The organism is Arcanobacterium urinimassiliense, assembly GCF_900119495.1.
Taxonomy (GTDB): Bacteria; Actinomycetota; Actinomycetes; order Actinomycetales; family Actinomycetaceae; genus Arcanobacterium_A; species Arcanobacterium_A urinimassiliense.
Map to the genome: position 1 here is coordinate 307,905 of NZ_LT632435.1, position 17,685 is coordinate 325,589.

Annotated in this window: 14 protein-coding genes; 4 read left to right on the forward strand and 10 right to left on the reverse strand. The window is 49.4% G+C overall.

Features of this window, described 5'->3' with window-relative positions; all coding sequences use genetic code 11:
* Together BQ7117_RS01455 and BQ7117_RS01460 are read left to right on the forward strand one after the other, a co-directional pair.
* The gene (locus BQ7117_RS01455; protein WP_073995875.1) at positions 1–1,716 is read left to right on the forward strand and encodes a glycerol-3-phosphate dehydrogenase/oxidase; all 1,716 of its coding nucleotides are present in this window, start codon (positions 1–3) and stop codon (positions 1,714–1,716) included.
* Between the two features lie 140 nt (positions 1,717–1,856).
* Positions 1,857–3,041 (forward strand): pyridoxal phosphate-dependent aminotransferase, encoded by a 1,185-nt coding sequence (locus BQ7117_RS01460; protein WP_073995876.1) that lies wholly within the window; start codon positions 1,857–1,859, stop codon positions 3,039–3,041.
* Between the two features lie 53 nt (positions 3,042–3,094).
* Here BQ7117_RS01460 and BQ7117_RS01465 read toward each other — a convergent pair whose 3' ends face one another.
* A complete protein-coding gene (locus tag BQ7117_RS01465) occupies positions 3,095–4,156 on the reverse strand; it encodes a GNAT family N-acetyltransferase (RefSeq protein WP_073995877.1) in 1,062 nt (353 codons plus the stop codon).
* The gene (locus BQ7117_RS01470; RefSeq protein WP_073995878.1) at positions 4,140–5,384 is read right to left on the reverse strand and encodes a DegT/DnrJ/EryC1/StrS family aminotransferase; all 1,245 of its coding nucleotides are present in this window, start codon (positions 5,382–5,384) and stop codon (positions 4,140–4,142) included. The genes BQ7117_RS01465 and BQ7117_RS01470 overlap by 17 nt, the downstream gene beginning before the upstream one ends.
* Positions 5,385–5,439: 55 nt before the next feature.
* On the opposite strand from BQ7117_RS01470, the gene BQ7117_RS01475 reads away from it, so the two are divergent.
* Positions 5,440–6,633, forward strand: coding sequence for a glycosyltransferase (locus BQ7117_RS01475; RefSeq protein ID WP_084789804.1), 1,194 nt, complete (start codon positions 5,440–5,442; stop codon positions 6,631–6,633).
* A 114-nt stretch (positions 6,634–6,747) separates the two neighbouring features.
* Here BQ7117_RS01475 and BQ7117_RS01480 read toward each other — a convergent pair whose 3' ends face one another.
* Positions 6,748–8,493 carry an FAD-dependent oxidoreductase gene (locus BQ7117_RS01480; RefSeq protein ID WP_073995880.1) on the reverse strand — a complete coding sequence of 582 codons (1,746 nt, stop codon included), beginning with the start codon at positions 8,491–8,493 and terminating at the stop codon, positions 6,748–6,750.
* 134 nt (positions 8,494–8,627) lie between these two features.
* Entirely contained in the window at positions 8,628–10,013 is a 1,386-nt protein-coding gene (locus tag BQ7117_RS01485; RefSeq protein WP_073995881.1) for an MATE family efflux transporter, read from the reverse strand.
* A 455-nt stretch (positions 10,014–10,468) separates the two neighbouring features.
* Here BQ7117_RS01485 and dnaB point away from each other — a divergent pair, with 455 nt between their 5' ends.
* A complete protein-coding gene (gene dnaB / locus BQ7117_RS01490) occupies positions 10,469–11,809 on the forward strand; it encodes a replicative DNA helicase (RefSeq protein ID WP_419865607.1) in 1,341 nt (446 codons plus the stop codon).
* Between the two features lie 96 nt (positions 11,810–11,905).
* On the opposite strand, the gene BQ7117_RS01495 is transcribed toward dnaB, so the two are convergent.
* The 6 genes from BQ7117_RS01495 to BQ7117_RS01520 form a co-directional block, all read right to left on the reverse strand.
* Positions 11,906–12,613: an HD domain-containing protein gene (locus BQ7117_RS01495; protein ID WP_073995883.1), complete on the reverse strand. Its 708-nt coding sequence runs from the start codon at positions 12,611–12,613 to the stop codon at positions 11,906–11,908.
* Between the two features lie 13 nt (positions 12,614–12,626).
* Complete coding sequence (thiD, locus tag BQ7117_RS01500; RefSeq protein WP_073995884.1) at positions 12,627–13,439, reverse strand: bifunctional hydroxymethylpyrimidine kinase/phosphomethylpyrimidine kinase; 813 nt, start codon at positions 13,437–13,439, stop codon at positions 12,627–12,629.
* 58 nt (positions 13,440–13,497) lie between these two features.
* Positions 13,498–14,343 carry an aldo/keto reductase gene (locus tag BQ7117_RS01505; protein ID WP_073995885.1) on the reverse strand — a complete coding sequence of 282 codons (846 nt, stop codon included), beginning with the start codon at positions 14,341–14,343 and terminating at the stop codon, positions 13,498–13,500.
* Between the two features lie 69 nt (positions 14,344–14,412).
* The gene (locus BQ7117_RS01510) at positions 14,413–15,807 is read right to left on the reverse strand and encodes an alpha/beta fold hydrolase (protein WP_073995886.1); all 1,395 of its coding nucleotides are present in this window, start codon (positions 15,805–15,807) and stop codon (positions 14,413–14,415) included.
* 72 nt (positions 15,808–15,879) lie between these two features.
* Positions 15,880–16,455, reverse strand: coding sequence for a 1-acyl-sn-glycerol-3-phosphate acyltransferase (locus BQ7117_RS01515; RefSeq protein WP_073995887.1), 576 nt, complete (start codon positions 16,453–16,455; stop codon positions 15,880–15,882).
* A gap of 197 nt (positions 16,456–16,652) precedes the next feature.
* The gene (locus tag BQ7117_RS01520; protein ID WP_073995888.1) at positions 16,653–17,447 is read right to left on the reverse strand and encodes a DsbA family protein; all 795 of its coding nucleotides are present in this window, start codon (positions 17,445–17,447) and stop codon (positions 16,653–16,655) included.
* Positions 17,448–17,685: the final 238 nt, after the last annotated feature.

Genomic DNA, 17,685 nt, shown 5'->3' on the forward strand with positions numbered 1-17,685 from the left:
ATGTCCGAAGCAATACTGAGTGCAGCCAGCCGGCAAGAATCGCTCACTGCAATGGCAGATGAGCAAGGGCTGGATATTTTAGTAATCGGCGGCGGAATCACTGGCGCTGGAATAGTTTATGACGCAGCTCTGCGCGGGTTGCGAGTGGGAATAGTGGAAGCGCAAGACTGGGCTTCTGGTACTTCATCCCGCTCTTCCAAGTTAGTACACGGCGGTTTGCGCTATCTGTACCAGCTAGATTTCAAGCTCGTACACGAAGCACTCGCCGAGCGCGGCCTGCTCTTGGAGTACACGGCTCCGCATCTCGTAAAGAAGATGCCGCTTCTCTGGCCGTTTAAGCACCGCGTAATTGAGCGTGCATATTCCACCATGGGAGTAGGCCTCTACGATGTGATGGCACAAATGGCTTACTGTGGTTCGGTGCCGATTCAGCGCCACCTCACTCGCAAAGGCGCTTTGGAAACTGTGCCCGATTTGCGGAAAGATGCTTTGATTGGCGCGATGGTTTATTACGACGCGCGAGTAGACGATGCCCGGCTCACCTTGAACCTAGTGCGCAGCGCAGCACAGTATGGCGCTTTCGCTGCTAATCGCACCAAGGTAGTGGCGATGGATAAAGACGGCACTGGCCGAGTGGTAGGAGCTACTCTCCGCGATTTGGAAACTGGCAAAGAATATAAGGTGCGTACACGGAGCATTATTAATGCTACTGGCGTATGGACGGAAGAAAGCGAAGCGATGGGTGGCACCCAAGGTGGACTGCGCGTATTAGCTTCGAAAGGTATTCATATAGTGGTGCCGAAAGATCGAATCAAAGGCAGCACGGGTATGTTTGTGCGCACAGAGAAATCGGTACTCTTTATTATTCCGTGGAAGCGCTATTGGATAATTGGTACCACCGATACGGAGTACACAGAGGATCTGCGTAATCCGGTGGCTAATAAAGCTGATATTCGCTACGTGCTTGAGCACGCTAATCAGGTGTTACAAGATCCGCTTACGGAAGACGATATCATTGGTACTTTTGCGGGGTTGCGCCCGCTGCTCCAGCCGGGAGTAAAAGCGGGCGGCGGTTCTACGAAAGTATCGCGTGAGCATACGGTAGCCGAAGCTGCGCCCGGATTAGTAGTAATTGCCGGTGGAAAGCTCACCACTTATCGAGTAATGGCAGAAGACGCGGTAGATTTCGCGCTAGGAAATCGAGCAAAGCAGCTGCCTTCGCTTACGAAAGAGACTCCGCTTCGGGGCGCTGCTGGGTATCGAGCTCTGTGGAACCGGCGGGAGCAGATAGCGCAGGAATCTGGGCTGAGCCTCGACCATGTAGAAGATTTGCTCGATCGCTACGGTACGGATATTGAGCTCATTCTGGAATCCATTAAGAAGGATCCGGAGCTGGGCAAGGAAATTCCGGGAGCGGAAGAATACTTAGCGGCTGAAATTGCTTTCGGAGTGACACACGAAGGAGCCTTGCATCTGGAAGATACTCTTTGCCACCGCACGCGGCTTACCTATGAAAAGCGTGATCGTGGCTTAGAAGCTGCCAAGAGCATTGCAGACATTATGGGTGGATTACTGAAGTGGAATAAAGAGAAGAAGCAGCAAGAGCTGGCCGCTTATGAAGCGCGCTGCAAAGCGGAAGCGGCTGCTGCACAAGTAGAAGATGAAGCGGAATCTCAGCGTATTCGCGATCATCACGGTGAAGTAACGCCCATGTAAGCCTCCCTTATAGAGGGTGGATGTATAGAAAAGGTTCGCGCCGTCCGCTAGGGCGGCGCGAATTTTTGTGTTGTTATAAGAGACTATCTATTTGTTATAAGAGGCTGCCTATTAATTAATAAATATCTAGAATTAGATTTGTGCATTTTTCAAAGCGGATTAGCCAGTTAGAAATTAATTCTCTGACGCAAGCGGTAAAGAGAGCGCACGAGGCGGGGATAGAGGTGCAAAATATCAGCGATTCTAATCCTACGCGACATGCGCTGGCACCCGCCGGAGTGCCTGGCCCTTACGTTGCCGATCCGCGCGGTCCTTTCCGGGCGCGCCGGCAGCTTGCCGCATTTTTATCTGCACAGCAAGGTAGAGAAGTAAATCCAGAAAATCTTTATCTCCTCAGTTCCACTTCGCAGGCCTATAGTTGGCTTCTAAAATTATTTTGTGACCCCGGGGAGAGTATTTTTGCTCCCTGCCCTGGTTACCCGCTCATAGAGCAGTTAGCGGCACTGGAGGGAGCGCGGCAAAAGAATTATTTTCTCCACTTCGCCGGGCAGTGGTTTATAGATACGGCGGAGTTGCACCAGCAACTAGCAGCTGCCGCTCCGGAGCTGCGCCCGCGCGCGTTAGCAGTAATTAATCCCAACAATCCTACTGGTTCTTATCTGCACGGCGGCGAAAGAGCAGAAATTTTAGAAATTTGCCGGCGTTACGATCTGCCACTTATTGCAGATGAAGTTTTCTTTTCCTATTCTCTGGGTGCGGAGGCGGATCTGCAGGCAGGTGGAGTGCAGCGGTTTGCGGGAGAAAAATCTGTGCTCACTCTGGCTTTAGATGGGTTTTCAAAAAATTTGGGTGCTCCGCAAGCTAAACTGGCTTGGATTGAAGTGAGCGGACCGACTGATTTAGTAGCTGCCGCCCAAGCTCGCCTAGATATAATTGCCGATGCTTATTTACCGATGAGCACATTGATTACGGAGCAGCTGCCGGAGCTTTTAGCAGAAATACCTGCGCAAATAGATAGGATTCGCGCTCGTACGTGCACAAACCTCGCTACTTTACAGCGCTTAGTTACTTCCAGCCGCCAGCAATCTTTGAGTATCTATTTACCCGAAGGAGGCTGGAGTGCTCTTCTCCGTTTTCCATCCTATTTAGACGAAGCAGAGCTAGTGCAGGAGCTTATTCGCCGCGCCGAGCTCGCCGCGCAGCCGGGATATTTCTTCGATTTACCCACTCCGGGATTTTTGAATATATCTCTGTTGCCAGATCCGGAGGTTTTTACCTCCAATCTGCAGCAAGTGGTGGCAATAATCGATGATTTACTCAGCTAAAAGGCACTAAGCCTAGGAAAAGTACTAATCAGAAGATATTAATTTGCAAAGTATCAATTGGAGAGCGGGCGGATTTTTTGCTTCAAATCTGCGAGTATATTGCAGATTTTATAGCGCATAGGGTGCAAAATAATTTCTCGATAGGGAGGCACTGCTACTGTTTCGGTGGCAAATTTAGTTTTGAAAGTATTTAGTGTACGCAGGTGTGGAGCTAAATCAGAGCCAATTCCTAGCAAATCTAGGCTAGTTACCCCGCTGGCGGCCAGCTCATTTAAGGAATACCAGAGTAAATAATCAGGAGCGAGGTGCTGCTGCCCGGTGCGAGTAGAGGCGGCAAAGTAATAGCTGGCACGCTCGCCATATATCGTAAACATCGCCCAAGCCTGCACTTTTCCTTCTTCCCGGTAGGTGAAGAGACGCACCGGGAGTTTGGCGGAAATACTTTTTTCCGCCGGCGCGGAGCGCAACGTATCTAAAAAGCGGAAATAGAAATCGGATTTTTTAATAGCAAAAGTATCTCTTTTCCCGGTTTCTTCCATAATTGCCATGAGTTCTTGGTAGCTCTCGGCGCTAATAAAGGTCTCGTCTTGGCATTCGCCCGGGCATTCGCGCAGCGCTTTATTGATATCGCGCCGCCCTCGCTTCTTCATGCGTTTTTTAATATCATCTGCATCTCCGCGCAAATCTATCTGCACAGTGGTGTCATAAGAAATTTGCTGGCAATCGGGTACTCCGAAATCAGTGAACGAGCTCAGCCGTAAAAAATCTATACTTTTATCTCGCTGCTGCACGTAGTTTTTCAGGTCGGCAGTAAATTCTGCTTCTACGGCTTTCCCGGGGAGACGATTCCAGATAGGGGCGCCGCGACTCCACAAAAAATTCAGCCGTTTAATTCGGTAACTTTTTAACTTAAAAACGGCTGTGTATTCTGCTTTCTGCCATTTCAGAGCGGTATCTTGAAAAAGTTCTCGCCCGGGTGCCAGCGCATCGATGCTATCCCAGTACGGTGTAGCTTCAAAAGCGTAGTTATAGCCCTCTGCTACTTGGCGGGCATATTCTTCCTCGGTAATTGGAGTGATAGAGGAAGAGATAGTTGTGTCAGCGGAGAGATTCATAATTTTTTTTATCCATCCAATCTTTTACGGCTATTGCCAATCGTAGCGCATGATCCGGATTTTCTTGGGTACGCAAATTAATAATCGACGCAGCGATACGGCAGGTAGTAGGAATTTTCGGATACTGAGCCGGTAAATCATAACGTTCGGCGGTAGGCGTACCGGGGAAAAGAAGTGGGCGGTACCATCTTCCCGGGTAGAATCCCTGCGTCTGTAAATAGGTAAATAGCTTTTCTGGATCTCTCGCCGCTCCCGCAGTAGTACTTTGCACTAGCATTGGGAATCGCAAAAGCGGCATTCCCGATTCTATTGCGAGTGGTATCTTTAGACCCGCTTGATTTTCCAGCTCCCGCAGATAGATATTGGTGGTAGTTGCGAGCTGGGTTTCAATAGCAGGCAAATTTTGCAGAGCCGTTGCCGCTTTACGCCCCGCCCAAGAATCTAAAGCGTAGATAGCCGCGGATTCCCCATTTCTCTCTTGGCTAGTAATCGGGGGATAAAAGAGGGGCGTGCTTTCAAATAAATGGCGAGTTTTTGCCGAAAGTCGCGCCGGCAAATGGGAAAGTATTTTGTCTTGGGTTTTATATAGACGCAGGGCGGCTTGCAAGCTAGGCCCAGGGGGCGTTAAATTCTCTAAACTTTGTTGCAATTTTTGGCGCAACTTTTGCTCGAGAGTGTGGGGATTGAGCCAGATTGCCGCCCCGAATTTAGTGGGAAGCATTTTTTCAGCTCCAAAAGAGTGAATAGAAATATCAGCTACGGGAGCTCCGGCGGCATTTCGCGCCATTCTTCCCAGGCAATGGGCGCTGTCCTCGATAAGCAAAGCACCTGTTTGGTGGGTTTTTTCCGCAATCTCTTGCGCGGCAAAGTTGGCTACGATTCCAAAAGTATTTTGCAGTATCACTGCCCCGGTATGGGGTGGAATCTGGAGTTTTTCACTATCAATTGCCAAGGTTTCGGCAGAAATATCGGCGTAGATAGGATGCATTCCCGCCGCCAAAATTGGGTTCACGGCGGTGAGACAAGTAAAAGCCTGCGTCACAATGTGGCGTGCAGATTTCTCTTCGTTTATGGTTGTGCATACTAGCTGCAAGCCGTGCCGTGCCCGCAGTAGCAACCACCAATCAGCCGCATCAGTAGCTGTATGTTGAGCTAAAAAATGGCGTATATTATTTGCCGTATCTGTGCCGTGTATAGAGGGCGAATTTTCGGTGCCAAAATATGCCATATACCTACTATAGGGAAAATTTTTGCTATCTGCTCTGGCGTAATACACTTACTGCATGGAGATGTCTAGAAAAGAGATCAAACACGTATTAATAATTCCTTCTTGGTATCCCGATGCCAAAGCTCCGCACAACGGCACTTTTTTCCGCGAGCAAGCGCAGATGTTGAAAAGAGCCGGTTTGCAAGTAGGAGTACTGGCTCTTCAATCAGATACTCGGCGTCTTTCTTATTCGCGGGAATTGGAGATCTCTTTAGAAGACGATATCCCCGTGCTACGCGGATTTCTCCCGCGGGAAATTGGTTGGGGATTACCTGGAGATGCTTTGTTAGCTAAGAAAGCCGCCCAGCCGCTCTTAAAGAAATATGCCGAGCTCTATGGGGTGCCAGATGTGATTCAGGCACATTCGGTATTCCGTGCCATCTATGTAGCGGCCGCAGCCTCCCAGCTGTGGAAGATTCCCTACGTAGTTACGGAGCACCGCACTTCTTCTCTGACGCGTAGCCCGTGGCTGCCGCGCACCCGTTCTTTGCGCAAAGCAGTACAGCAAGCCAATGGGAGAGCGGCGGTATCTACTGCTTTCGCCGCAGCACTCAGCGATTTCTACGGTGCACCTTGGCAGGTGCTTACCCTACCGGTGCTTGATTCAGATTCGAATACACCGCTTCCACAGCTAGGAGCAGAGGAACCCTTTGTGTTTTCGCATGTTTCCTACTGGGATGAGCGTAAACGCGAAAAAATGACGTTACGTGCTTTTGCAAAAATGCATGCGCGTTTACCAAATACGCGTATGGTAATGGCGGGCGGCGCCGGAAAAGCTATGGCAGAAGTGACGGAGCTGCGCCGCGAGTTAGGCTTAGAAGAAGTAGTGGATTTACAGGGAGTTTTGCCGCGGCCGCAAGTAGCGAAATTATTGGCGCATACGCACTGCTTTGTGCTGGCGAGCTGTGAAGAAGCGGCGGGAATTGTATTTGCAGAAGCCCAGATGGCGGGGCTACCTTGTATAGGTACGCGCACTTTCGGCGGAGAATATATGATTAGCGAAAGTGCGGGAATTCGAGTGCCGATTGACGGTGAAGATGAACTAGCTGAAGCGATGTATGAGATGGCGAAAGATCGCCATCAGAAATATAATCCGGAGGCGGTGCGCGCGCAAGCGCGGCAGCGTTTTAGTGAAGCCACGTTCATCGCTGCGAGCAAGCAGTATTATGGGGCGGCTTTAGCAGATTATCGGCAGCGGAATCTTGATTAATAAAAGCGACCAGTGCAATAAAAGCGCAAAATACAGGATTGAAAAATAAAGGCGCGGGAGAGAAAATTTCTCTCCCGCGCCGGCGTTTAATTAGAGCTTCTCAGCTACTTCTTTTTAGTGGGATACCACCTTATTCGGAAGCTGATTAGCGATATCCGAAGCTGCTACATATCCGAATACGATAGCTGCTCCGATAGAGGTACCGCCCGCCGTGTAGGTGTGGCCTACAATAGACTTTGCAGTGTTGCCAGCTGCATAGAGTCCTTCGATGGGGGTGCCGTCTTCCCGAATCACGCGCGCCTTACTGTCGATAGTTAAGCCGCCGGCCGTGCCGATATCGCCCGGATATACCTTAGTGGCGTAGAAGGGGCCCTTCTTTACTTCGCCCAGGGACGGATTCGGCTTGTGATAGCGGTTGCCATAGAAGGTATCGTGCTCGTTTTCGCCGCGGTGGAAATCTTCATCAATTCCGGTGCGGGCAAATCCGTTGAAGCGCTCGAGAGTGGCTTTTAGCTGATCGACTGGTACGTCAATTGCGGCAGCCAGCTCTTCGATAGTATCTCGGCGAATTATAGCGCCAGACTCGTAGAACTTCTTCGGCAGATCGATAATCGGCAGATACCCATAAGCAAATAGATACTTATTGCGGAACTGCTGATCGAAGATGAGATAGGCCGGCATATTCTCGGCATCTCCTTCGCCCTTGCCATACTTGCCGCCGTAGAGGCCTTGCCCAGCTGCGCAGTAAGGAAGTGCTTCATTCATAAAGCGCTTACCCTTACTATTCACAATCAGGGTATGGGGTAGAGAACGATCGGGCACAATGAAGCGCTCTTCATCGTCAATCTCCACAAAAGCGGGGATATCCACTTTCGGCAGCTTAATTACGGGCGCCCAAATAGCGTCTGCCATATTCTCCAACTTGGCTCCATACTTTTCGCCAATGCGGATGCCGTCGCCTGTATTGCCTTCGGCGCCTACCGTCCAGGTGCCGTTAATCGGATGCCGCTGATACTTCTGCCGCATTTCTGTATTGCGCTCGAAGCCGCCGCAGCCGAGGATTACGCCGTGGTTAGCAGCTATCGGAATTTCTTTTCCTTTTTGCTCAATTACCACGCCGGTAATACGCTGGCCCTGCTTGGTAAGATCTACCAACTTAGTGGAGAGCTTTACTTCCACACCGGCTTCCAGTACTGCGTGCATAAGCGCGCCAGTGAGAGCAGCTCCCATGGTGATTATCTTCTTGCCTTGCAGCTTCTGGATTATATTACGTACGGTGAGCTTCACTCCGCGCCAAATTGGCTTCGGATTAGTCGTCGCCAACAATAAATCGGCAGAATCGAAAGAATTCATATCCATGTGGATAAAGGGGCGGAAGTAGGCTTTGACGTGGGTATCTTCCCACTCACCGAGGAGGCGCACATCAAAAGCGCCAGCCTCTACGCCGCGGCCAGTCTTGGCAGCGCCCGGAGCGTCGAGCCAATAATCCGGATATCCTTCCATATTGCGCCACATGAGGTGCTTGCAGGAAGCAGTGATGAAATCCATCGCCTTCGTTCCCTCGTTGAGGAAGGTGTCGATTATTTCATCTGGAGTACAATCGCCGACGGTGGCTTTCATGTATTCCCGGCCCAGAGCTTTATTATCCGTCTTGCCTACCTGAGCTAATTGGTTATTTCCCGGTACCCACACCATACCGGCTGATTTAGAAGTAGATCCTCCCCAGTGAGAATCCTTTTCTATAAGAAGTACGCTCAAACCTCTACGTGCGGCGGTTAGAGCGGAAGTGAGTCCGGCAGCGCCGGAACCAACTACGATAACGTCATAAGCATCTTTGCTTGGTGCACTAAAAGCATTCATGTGTATTATGCTAGCGGGTAATTTCCATACGCGCTAGGAAAACTGTAAATCTGAGTATCAGATATTTAAATCACATTTTGTTTTTAAGGGAAAATGAGAAAAAAGTCCCTATCGAGCGCGCCGATTTTAAATCACTAATCATTTTCTTCCGGCATTTGTGGGGTTTCTCGGGTTTCTGGGGCCGGCGTTTGTGGGGTTTCTAGTGTTTCTGCCAGATGCATCCAGGCATCTTTTTGCACGCGTATAAGCATGGGGAGGGCGCGCGCGGCCATAAAGACGAAGGCATATCCCACCCACAATCCGTACATTCCCTTATTTCCCCAGCTAGAACCGCTAGTACAGAAAAAGAGGGCGATAGGGGCGAAAGTGAGGAGAGCGAAGACCATGTACTTAGCTAATTTTCCACTATCACCGGCGCCAATCAGGATTCCGTCGAGTACATAAGAGAAAGCAGCAAGGGGGAGGGCGGCTGCCGTAATGAGAAGAGTGTGGGTAGAGAGCTGGTGGACGGCCGGATCAGTGCTCATGAGGCGCGGTATGAGATAGGAAATACCAGCGAATACCACTAGAAGCCCTGCTCCTACTCGCCCACTTATGTGGAGGCATTTATTTAAAAGCAGATGTACTCGGCGTGGATTGCGCGAACCTAGACTCTGCCCGACGAGAATTTGTGCGGCCGTAGCTAGAGAATCTAAACCATAAGAGGCAAAATTCCACATCGTCATAACTATCTGGTTACAGGCAAGCGGGATAGTTCCGAGCGCAGCAGCAGCGGCAATCTGCAGCAAAATTGCGGCTCGTAGGGAAAGAGTGCGGATGATTAGCGGCAGAGCTGAGTGCAGAGATTTTAATACTCCCGCGCCGGAAGGAAGTAAAGATACCCCATAACTTGAGGCTCGGCGGGCAATGCGCCAACTTAGAAAAGCGCCCATAAGGTTTTGAGAGATCGCTGTGCCGAAGCCGGCTCCTGCTACTCCGAGGCCAACTCCGTAGATAAGAGTTATATTGAGGGGGATATTTAGTAGGCCACCACATACGGTAGCTAAGAGCGGAGTTTTGGTATCGGCGAAACCGCGCAGAGTACCGGTGGCGGCTAATACTAGAAGCATTCCCGGCAGGCCGAAAGCGGAGGCGCGAGCATAGCTTACTGCTTCTGCCAATACAGCTGCTTCGGGGCCGAAAAGCTGCAGTAGTGGAGCAGCAAATATGTAAAAAAGTAGTCCCAGAATTATGCCTAATCCAGCTCCTAACCACATTCCATCTAAGCCCTGCCGTAAAGCCTTTTCGAATTGTTGCGCGCCCACAAAGCGGGCGGTAGCGGCAGTGGTGGCGTAGGAAAGGAATATACATATTCCGACGATTGTGGTGAGCACGGTGGCGGCGAGAGAAAGTCCAGCTAGCGGAGTTGTGCCTAGACGCCCCACCATCGTGGAATCTACTGCCACCAAAAGTGGCTCCACGAGAAGTGCCCCTAAGGAAGGGAGAGCAAGGGCGGCGAGCCGCTTAGTTACTTTTTCCATTTCTCGGCTTTCATCGCTGTTTTTTAGAGCGGAAATAGGGAGGGCGAATTTTATTTCTCCGTACTAAAGATACTTGGTTAAGCAAAATTTATCTCGACACGGTGGGATTAGCTACTTTAAGTTTTCAAAAAATTAAAGAGAATTTTAAATTGAAACTTTACACAGTAATTTCCACAATTGTGGTTATTTGTCGCGCCATATACGGGGCATATCTAAAAATTGTCCACTGCCGTGGATAACTTTTTGAAAAATGTGGACAATTTTGGGGAGTTTTCCCGTTTTTATCCACGGTAGTATCCGCGTGTATCCACAAAAATATTTAAAGTATCCACAAAAAAGATTTTTGTAGATTTGACTTTTATGGATACTTCGGCAAAGTAGAAATATACTTAAGTAGGTTTTGGCAGGCGCACCGCCGGGGGAGTCGCCGCAGCAAGGAGCAGAGAATGGCGCAAATTCCGAGCAGTACTTTCGAGCGCACCCCGCCGCAAAACTTAGAAGCCGAAATTTCCGTACTCGGTGGCATGATGCTCAGCAAAGATGCCATCGGAGATGTGCTAGAGATACTCCATACAGAGGATTTTTATCGTCCGCAGCACGGGCGCATATTTGAAGTAATTCTGGATCTTTTTTCGCGCGGTGAACCCGCTGATCCGATTACCGTAGCAGCCGCACTAAAAAATCTTGGCCAATTAGAGCAGGTAGGAGGAGATGCTTATCTGCATACTTTGGTATCTTCCGTGCCGACGGCTGCCAATGCTGCATATTATGGGCGAATCGTCCGCGATAGAGCTAAATTACGTGCTCTAGTAGAAGCTGGTACCCGAATCGTGCAACTCGGTTATAGTGACGCCGGAGAAGACGTAGATAAAATAATCGATACGGCGCAGGCAGAAATGTTTAATGTGACTGCTGAGCACGTAACTAATGACTACGCTGGCATGAAGGAAATTTTGCCAGAAGTAATAGAAGAAATAGAAGCTAATACAGCTCGAGATGGTCAGCTTGCGGGTCTGGCTACCGGATTCACTGATTTAGATGAGAAATTATCGGGGCTGCGCCCGGGGCAGATGGTTATTATTGCCGCTCGCCCTGGTATGGGGAAATCTACTCTCGCTATGGATTTATGCCGGCACACCGCTATCGATTTACATATACCGGCGGCGTTTTTTTCTTTGGAAATGAACCGTAGTGAATTAGTGATGCGTGCGCTTTCCGCAGAATCAGACGTACATCTTACGAAACTCATAAAAGGAAAACTAGATACCCCAGATTGGCAGCGCATAAGTAAAGCTGTACAGCGGATGGGGGAAGCGCCGTTATATGTAGATGATTCTCCTAATTTGACTATGATGGAGATTCGGGCAAAAGCGCGCCGGCTGCGCCAGCAAAACAATATCCAGATGTTGGTAATTGATTACTTGCAGTTACTTACTTCTGGAGGTAGAAGTGCAGAATCACGCCAGCAAGAAGTATCAGACTTTTCGCGTTCCATTAAATTGCTGGCAAAAGAGTTGGAGATTCCTATTATTGCGGTGGCGCAGTTAAATAGAAATCCGGAGGCGCGCCAGGATAAACGCCCCCAGGTTTCAGATTTACGTGAATCCGGCTCTCTGGAGCAAGATGCCGACGTAATTTTGTTAATTCATCGAGCTGATAATAGTGATCCGATGAATCCGCCGCCTTCGGAAATAATAGTGGGGAAGAATCGGTCCGGGCCTACCGGCTCAGTAGAGTTAATGTTCCAAGGGGAGCGGGCGCGTTTCTCCAATATGGGAGTAGCTGTAAATTACTGAGGTAGATCTGTCGGTGCTGGCAGAGAGATTGGCGTGCTAAAGACGGAGTTAAAAGCACAGGTTAAAGGCGCGTAATTCTCAGTTGAGAGAACCAGTCTAGGAGATTTCTGCGCGTAACTTTTGGAAAAAGCAGATTTGAAAATCGATATTTTCTTCCCACCACTGCTGCGTATGTGGAGTATGCCGCGGTATAGCACGTATGCTTTCTAAATGGCTTAGATACTCTTCTATCCAGCTGATCTGCTCAGCAGTACTTTTTGCCAAAAAATCTACATAACGCAAAGTATCGTGAATTCGGTAAACGGAATAGCGATCTATATCGTCACACTCTCCAATCACGCGCGCGAGCAGAGTAGGGGAGTTAGAAAAATATAGATAAGGCTGGTCGGCTTTATTTCTGTCGCTTCCTTCATCTGAGCGCGGATTCCATTGGCCGTCTACGTGCATCGCGATGCCTTGAATTATCTGAGCTGCCAGCGGATATTCTTCAGTAGTGATCTGGGCTTTTTCCAGTAAATCTTTCACCACCAAAGCTCCAGCACGCCCGTGATCTACCGGAATCTGGGCATCCCATTTTCCGATATCGTGCAGTAAACAGCCAATTTCTAGCCAAGCAGCTTCCGCCGCACCCATATTTTCTGCTTCCGCCAGCCGCCGGCCAATTTTTGCCACGCGCCGGCAGTGCTCTATTCGGTATTTCTGCGCCGCTGCGGACTTCGGAGTGGCAGCAAGATGGGAGCTCAGCGCCGTATCCATTGCGGCACGGAAATTCGCAAAGCTCCCATACTTTCCAAATTGCTGCATATTTAGCCTAGTTTTAAGCGTTTTCCTGCATGTGGTAGGCGCCCTGCCAGACTGTATCAAAAGGAGTATTTCCGCCTACGCGGTTTACGATTCCTTCTTGTACCATATCTTTCGCGATGCGCACTGCTTCGTGGATATCTGCGCCTTTAGCCAGTTCTGCGGTAATAGCCGCAGCTAGGGTGCAGCCTGCTCCAGATACGCGCTCTTTGCCAATCTGGGGAGTGCTATAGATATGGGCTTCTTCTCCGTCCCACAGCACGTCAATCGCGCGATCGCCGGGGAACTCAGTACCGCCTTTAACTATCACGCAACGCGGTCCGAGATCAGAAATTCGTTGTGCGGCCTCTTTGAGGTCGTCGATAGTATTTAGCGCTTCCATTCCGGCAAGGGTGCAAGCTTCGAAATAATTAGGGGTAGCGACTGTGGCTTGCGAGAGAATCTTTTCCCGTAGCAAATTATCAGTATCTAAGGCTGCTCCCGGCTCTTGCCCCTTACAAATCAACACCGGATCGAGTACGATATTTTTCCATTCTTGCCCAGCTAAGCCGGCGGCTACGGCCTCAATCGTATCTGGATGGCCCAGCATACCAATCTTCACGGTATCTAAATCGTGGGCGGCAGTAGCTGCTTCAATCTGATCTTTAATTACCTGCGGAGGAATCTGCACTAGCCGATGCCCCCAGTTATTCTTTGGATCAAAAGAAACGATACAGGTGAGAGTACCCATACCGTATACTCCCAGCTGATGGAAAGTCTTTAAATCTACCTGAAAACCAGCTCCACCGGTAGCTTCCGATCCGGCAATCGTATACGCAAAAGAAACCATATTTTTTCCTAACTATTTGGGAAGTAAAAATTATTTTACTCTCCGCTTCTTTAAGTGTTTACAAAATTTTATTCATAGTGTCGGGGTGGCTGCCTTGCCGGCCTGCCTCTCCTTTATCCAAAGCGTTAATAGCCGCAATATCAGCGGTAGAAAGTACGATATTTGCGGATTGGAAATTTTCTGCTTGCCGTTCGGGGGTGCTTGCCTTGGGAATTGCTACGTAACCGCGAGCTAAATGCCAAGCCAAAACTACCTGTGCTGGAGTAATCTGCAGTGCGTTTGCAATTTTTTCAATTACGGGATCTTGTAGTACTGCTCCGCGCCCCAAAGGAGACCACGCCGTCACCGTGATTCCTTTATGGGCAGAAAATTCGGCGTTCTTCTGATTACTTAAATATGGATGCAATTCAATTTGATTTACAGCTGGTACCACGGAATTATCTAGCAGTATTTCGCGCAGATGATGTGGTTCAAAATTAGAAACTCCGATAGCGCGCGCCCGCTTATCGGCAAAAAATTCTTCCATTACGGCATATGTTTTTGTGTATTCGCCGTTATAAAGTTTCGGCAGCGGCCAATGCATAAGAAATAAATCCACATAATCGGTCTGGAGTTTTTCTAAAGATTCCGCAAAAGAACGCCGCGCATCTTCCGGGCGGTGGTTGCCGTTATTCAGCTTCGTAGTGAGGAAAATTTCCGAGCGGGGAATACCTGATTCGCTAATTGCCTTCCCTACTTCTGCTTCATTGCCATACATCTGTGCGGTATCTATATGGCGGTAGCCAATTTCTAACGCACTGGAAACTATATCGAAAGTAGATTCCGGTGCGATTTTATAGGTGCCGAATCCCAGCTGGGGGATTTTTGCACCCGTATTTAACTTCAGAGTAGGAATAGAAATCATGCTTAATATTCTGCCTTATTTTTCTCAAATTAGCAGAATGAGAGGCCAGAAAGTGGTTTAGGAAATAGCTCAGGAAAGGAGCTGTTCTATTTCGTTTTGTAAACGCGGAATCATATTCTGTGGCTGCGTCATAAAAGCATCGTGGGAAAAATCTGGGCTCTCAATTACCCGCAATTTTCCAATAAGCTGCGCGCTCTCGCGCGCTAAATCGAGCGGCACATACATATCGTCACCATAAAGCCAGCTGAGAGCTGGTACTTTATTTTCTGCTAGTACCGCTGGGTCATAAAGTTGGGGAAAATTCGGGCAACTTGTAAGTTCTTGCATCATCGGCGCCAGCGGGCGTAAAGCGGGATCTTCTTCTCCCTGCCAAGAAAAAGATTGCTCACCGGAGAAACGAAAATTCCCAGTATAGGAAGCTAAACTTGCGGCTAATTCACGCTCGCCGGCCGCTCCGGCAGCTATATCTGCCAGTTGAAACTGCGGGAACTCTGCGCGTACTTTCTCGGCCGCCCAGTTGGTGGGGTGGCCGGGCCGGGCGTAGATGAATTCCCGCAATACCCAATAAAGCGGCTCTTTACCTCCGGCCAGCCGTGCTCCTACTTGTTGTAAAAAGCGAGGGCTGAGCCGCTTTCTTCCGGCTATTTTCTGGAACGGCGATTCCAAGCGGTGATGCACTCTTTCTAGGCCGTAGCTCCACCCGAGCGAATTTCCTAGCATGCGGAAACGCCGGGGAGTGAGCCGCTCGCCAGTGGGAAGATACTCAGGGATTTCTGCTAGATGCGCAGCTATTTCCTGGCATATTTTTGCATCTTGTGGATAACGGGAGAAAAAGCGCTGATTTCTCTCTTCGGTAAGGGTCCAAGTGTGGCGATGAATATCGGAAAGTTCTGCCTGCAGAGCCGGCAATCCCGCCAGCATAATAGCGCCACGTAAACCTTCTGGAGCTGCCGCAAGATAGCGAGTGAGGCAAAACGAGCCAAAAGATTGCCCGAGAGCCAGCCAAGGTTCATCTCCCTGCAGTGCGCGCCGCAAAGATTCCGCATCTTGCACAATAGAATCTTGCCGGAAACAAGATACATAAGCTGCTTGTAAGCGCGGAGAACCTACACTAGTAATTATCGGTGCTGAAAGCGGATGAGAAGCTCCCGTACCGCGTTCATCTAGCAATATCACTCGATATTGGTTGAGCAGCATATCTAACCAGCCAGTTAAGGGTTCGGGGCGCGGGGCTGCTCGCCCCGGTCCACCCTCCAAATACAGCAAACGGGGAGCTTTTTCTTGCCCGTTGCGCACTATTTCCCGCGCAAAAATAGTAATTTTTTCGGGCAATGCCGCCAGCTCAGTTTCACTAAGCGAAAATACCGAGAGTAGCCCTCCGTAATCTAGCGGTACTTCTAAACGGTACTCAAAAGTAGTATGGCCAGGTATTTTATATTCTAGGCACTCTAAATTACTCGGCATATTTGCTCACTTGCTATATTCGTTTTTCCGTCTTTATTCTCCAGATATCTGCTTCTTTAGAGCTATATTTCCCTAGAGTTCATCTTCTCCTTTGAGGCGCGGAAGTGAAAAACGTTCGGGGTGAATACCGCTGGTTTCTTCATAGAAAGAACGAATGTAATCCATGTCTTTACGCATATCGCCACTCAGCTCCATCGATTCTTCCCAGCCGTAGCGTTTGCTGTACTGTGCATCGATGAAACCTAGGACTACCGGCACTTTCGCTCCCCGGGCAATGTGGTAGAAGCCTGATCGCCAATACGGCTTCTGCGCGCGCGTACCTTTCGGGGCAAGTACCAGAATAAATTCATCATTTTCCGCAAACATATCGGTAATTTGTTTCACCACTCCATGCGGAGAAGAACGGTCGACGGAGATTCCACCCAAGGCGCGAATCAGCGGCCCGAAAGGTGAATTTACCGCAGAATCTTTCACTAAAAAGCGGAATTTACGATTCGCAGCAAAGAGGCCGATTACCATAAGTAGCCCGTCAAAATACGAGGTGTGTGGAGCGCCTATAACTACTGCCTTTTTCGGTAACGGGGTAGTTACCAGCTTATAGGGTACTAATTTTTGCACTATTCCTGAGAGCAAGGGTTTCCAAGCCATTTTTCTCCCCACTTTCGCCGATGCTTTCGTCGGCAGTTCCAGAGTGGCTGGCGAGAGCGTCAGCCAATTAATTCCGTTTTTGAGTTTAATACTTTTGTCAGTACTTTACTTTTCGTTCGGTACCGCCGAATTGTTAATTCAGAGGTAATGCCTTTAGAGAAAGTGCGCTAGAAGTGCGCTGCGCGAGCAAGTACCGCTTATTTTCGCTGCATTTCTTTCTGCAAAATAGCAGTGAATTCTTCGTAGCTCACGCCGCCAGGTACATAGCTATAGCCAATCAGTAGAGCCGGTACGCCTTGCAGACCTAAACGGTCCCGCCCGCGGATTACTTCCGTATTCACGAAATCAGTGGTTTCCGGTGAAGTCATATCGGCGCGGAACTTCTCTAAATCTGCCACGCCTACTTTTTGCGCCAGATCCGTCAGACCGGATACGTCGTAGCTAATAGATTGGGATTTTGCTCCTTGGAACAGGGCGTCGTGATATTCCCAGAATTTTTGCTGCGCGGCCGCTGCTTGTGCTGCTTGCGCCGCCAACCGCGATTCATCTCCCAAAATTGGGAAGTTATTAAATTCGTAGCGAATAGTGCCGTCGTCGATTAATTTCTGAATCTGCGGCTCCACATTTAGAGCAAAATCTATACAGTGTCCGCAGCGGAAATCGGCAAAAATTGATACCACTACCGGGGCATCTAAGCTACCTTTAGCGCGCGTATCGCTCTTATCACGCCGCTGTACTTCGTCAATTATTGCCTTTGCCTGCGGGGAAACTTCTTTCGGGCCAGCGGCTTCGGCTGGGGAATTGGATTCTGATTGTGCGGTGTTCGATTGCGATGTGGCGGAGGGAAATTCAGTTTGCTCCGCCTTATTTCCAGGGCGAGCAAGTAAGACAATAATAATTACCGCAGCTGCTAAAGCAATAATGGCAATGCCTATAGCTAGGCTTTTTCTATTTTTACTTGGAGTTTTTGCTGGAGTATCAGGCATATCCATATTTTCACCTTTTCAGAACGGGCTGACTGCTGCAGATATGGAGCAGATGGCCGCAGGAGAGAATTTTTATCTTCATTTTGCATACTACTAAAAATTTCGGCGGGTGCGGGAGGGGAGGGTGGCAGAGGGGGAGAGGGGGAGAGAGGGAGAGAGGGAGGGTAGATTGCTCTTCTGCGGGTGTTATATTTCGCAAGGTAAAAAGGGAAGGCTATTCTGGGGAGGGAAGAGTGTAAGCAGG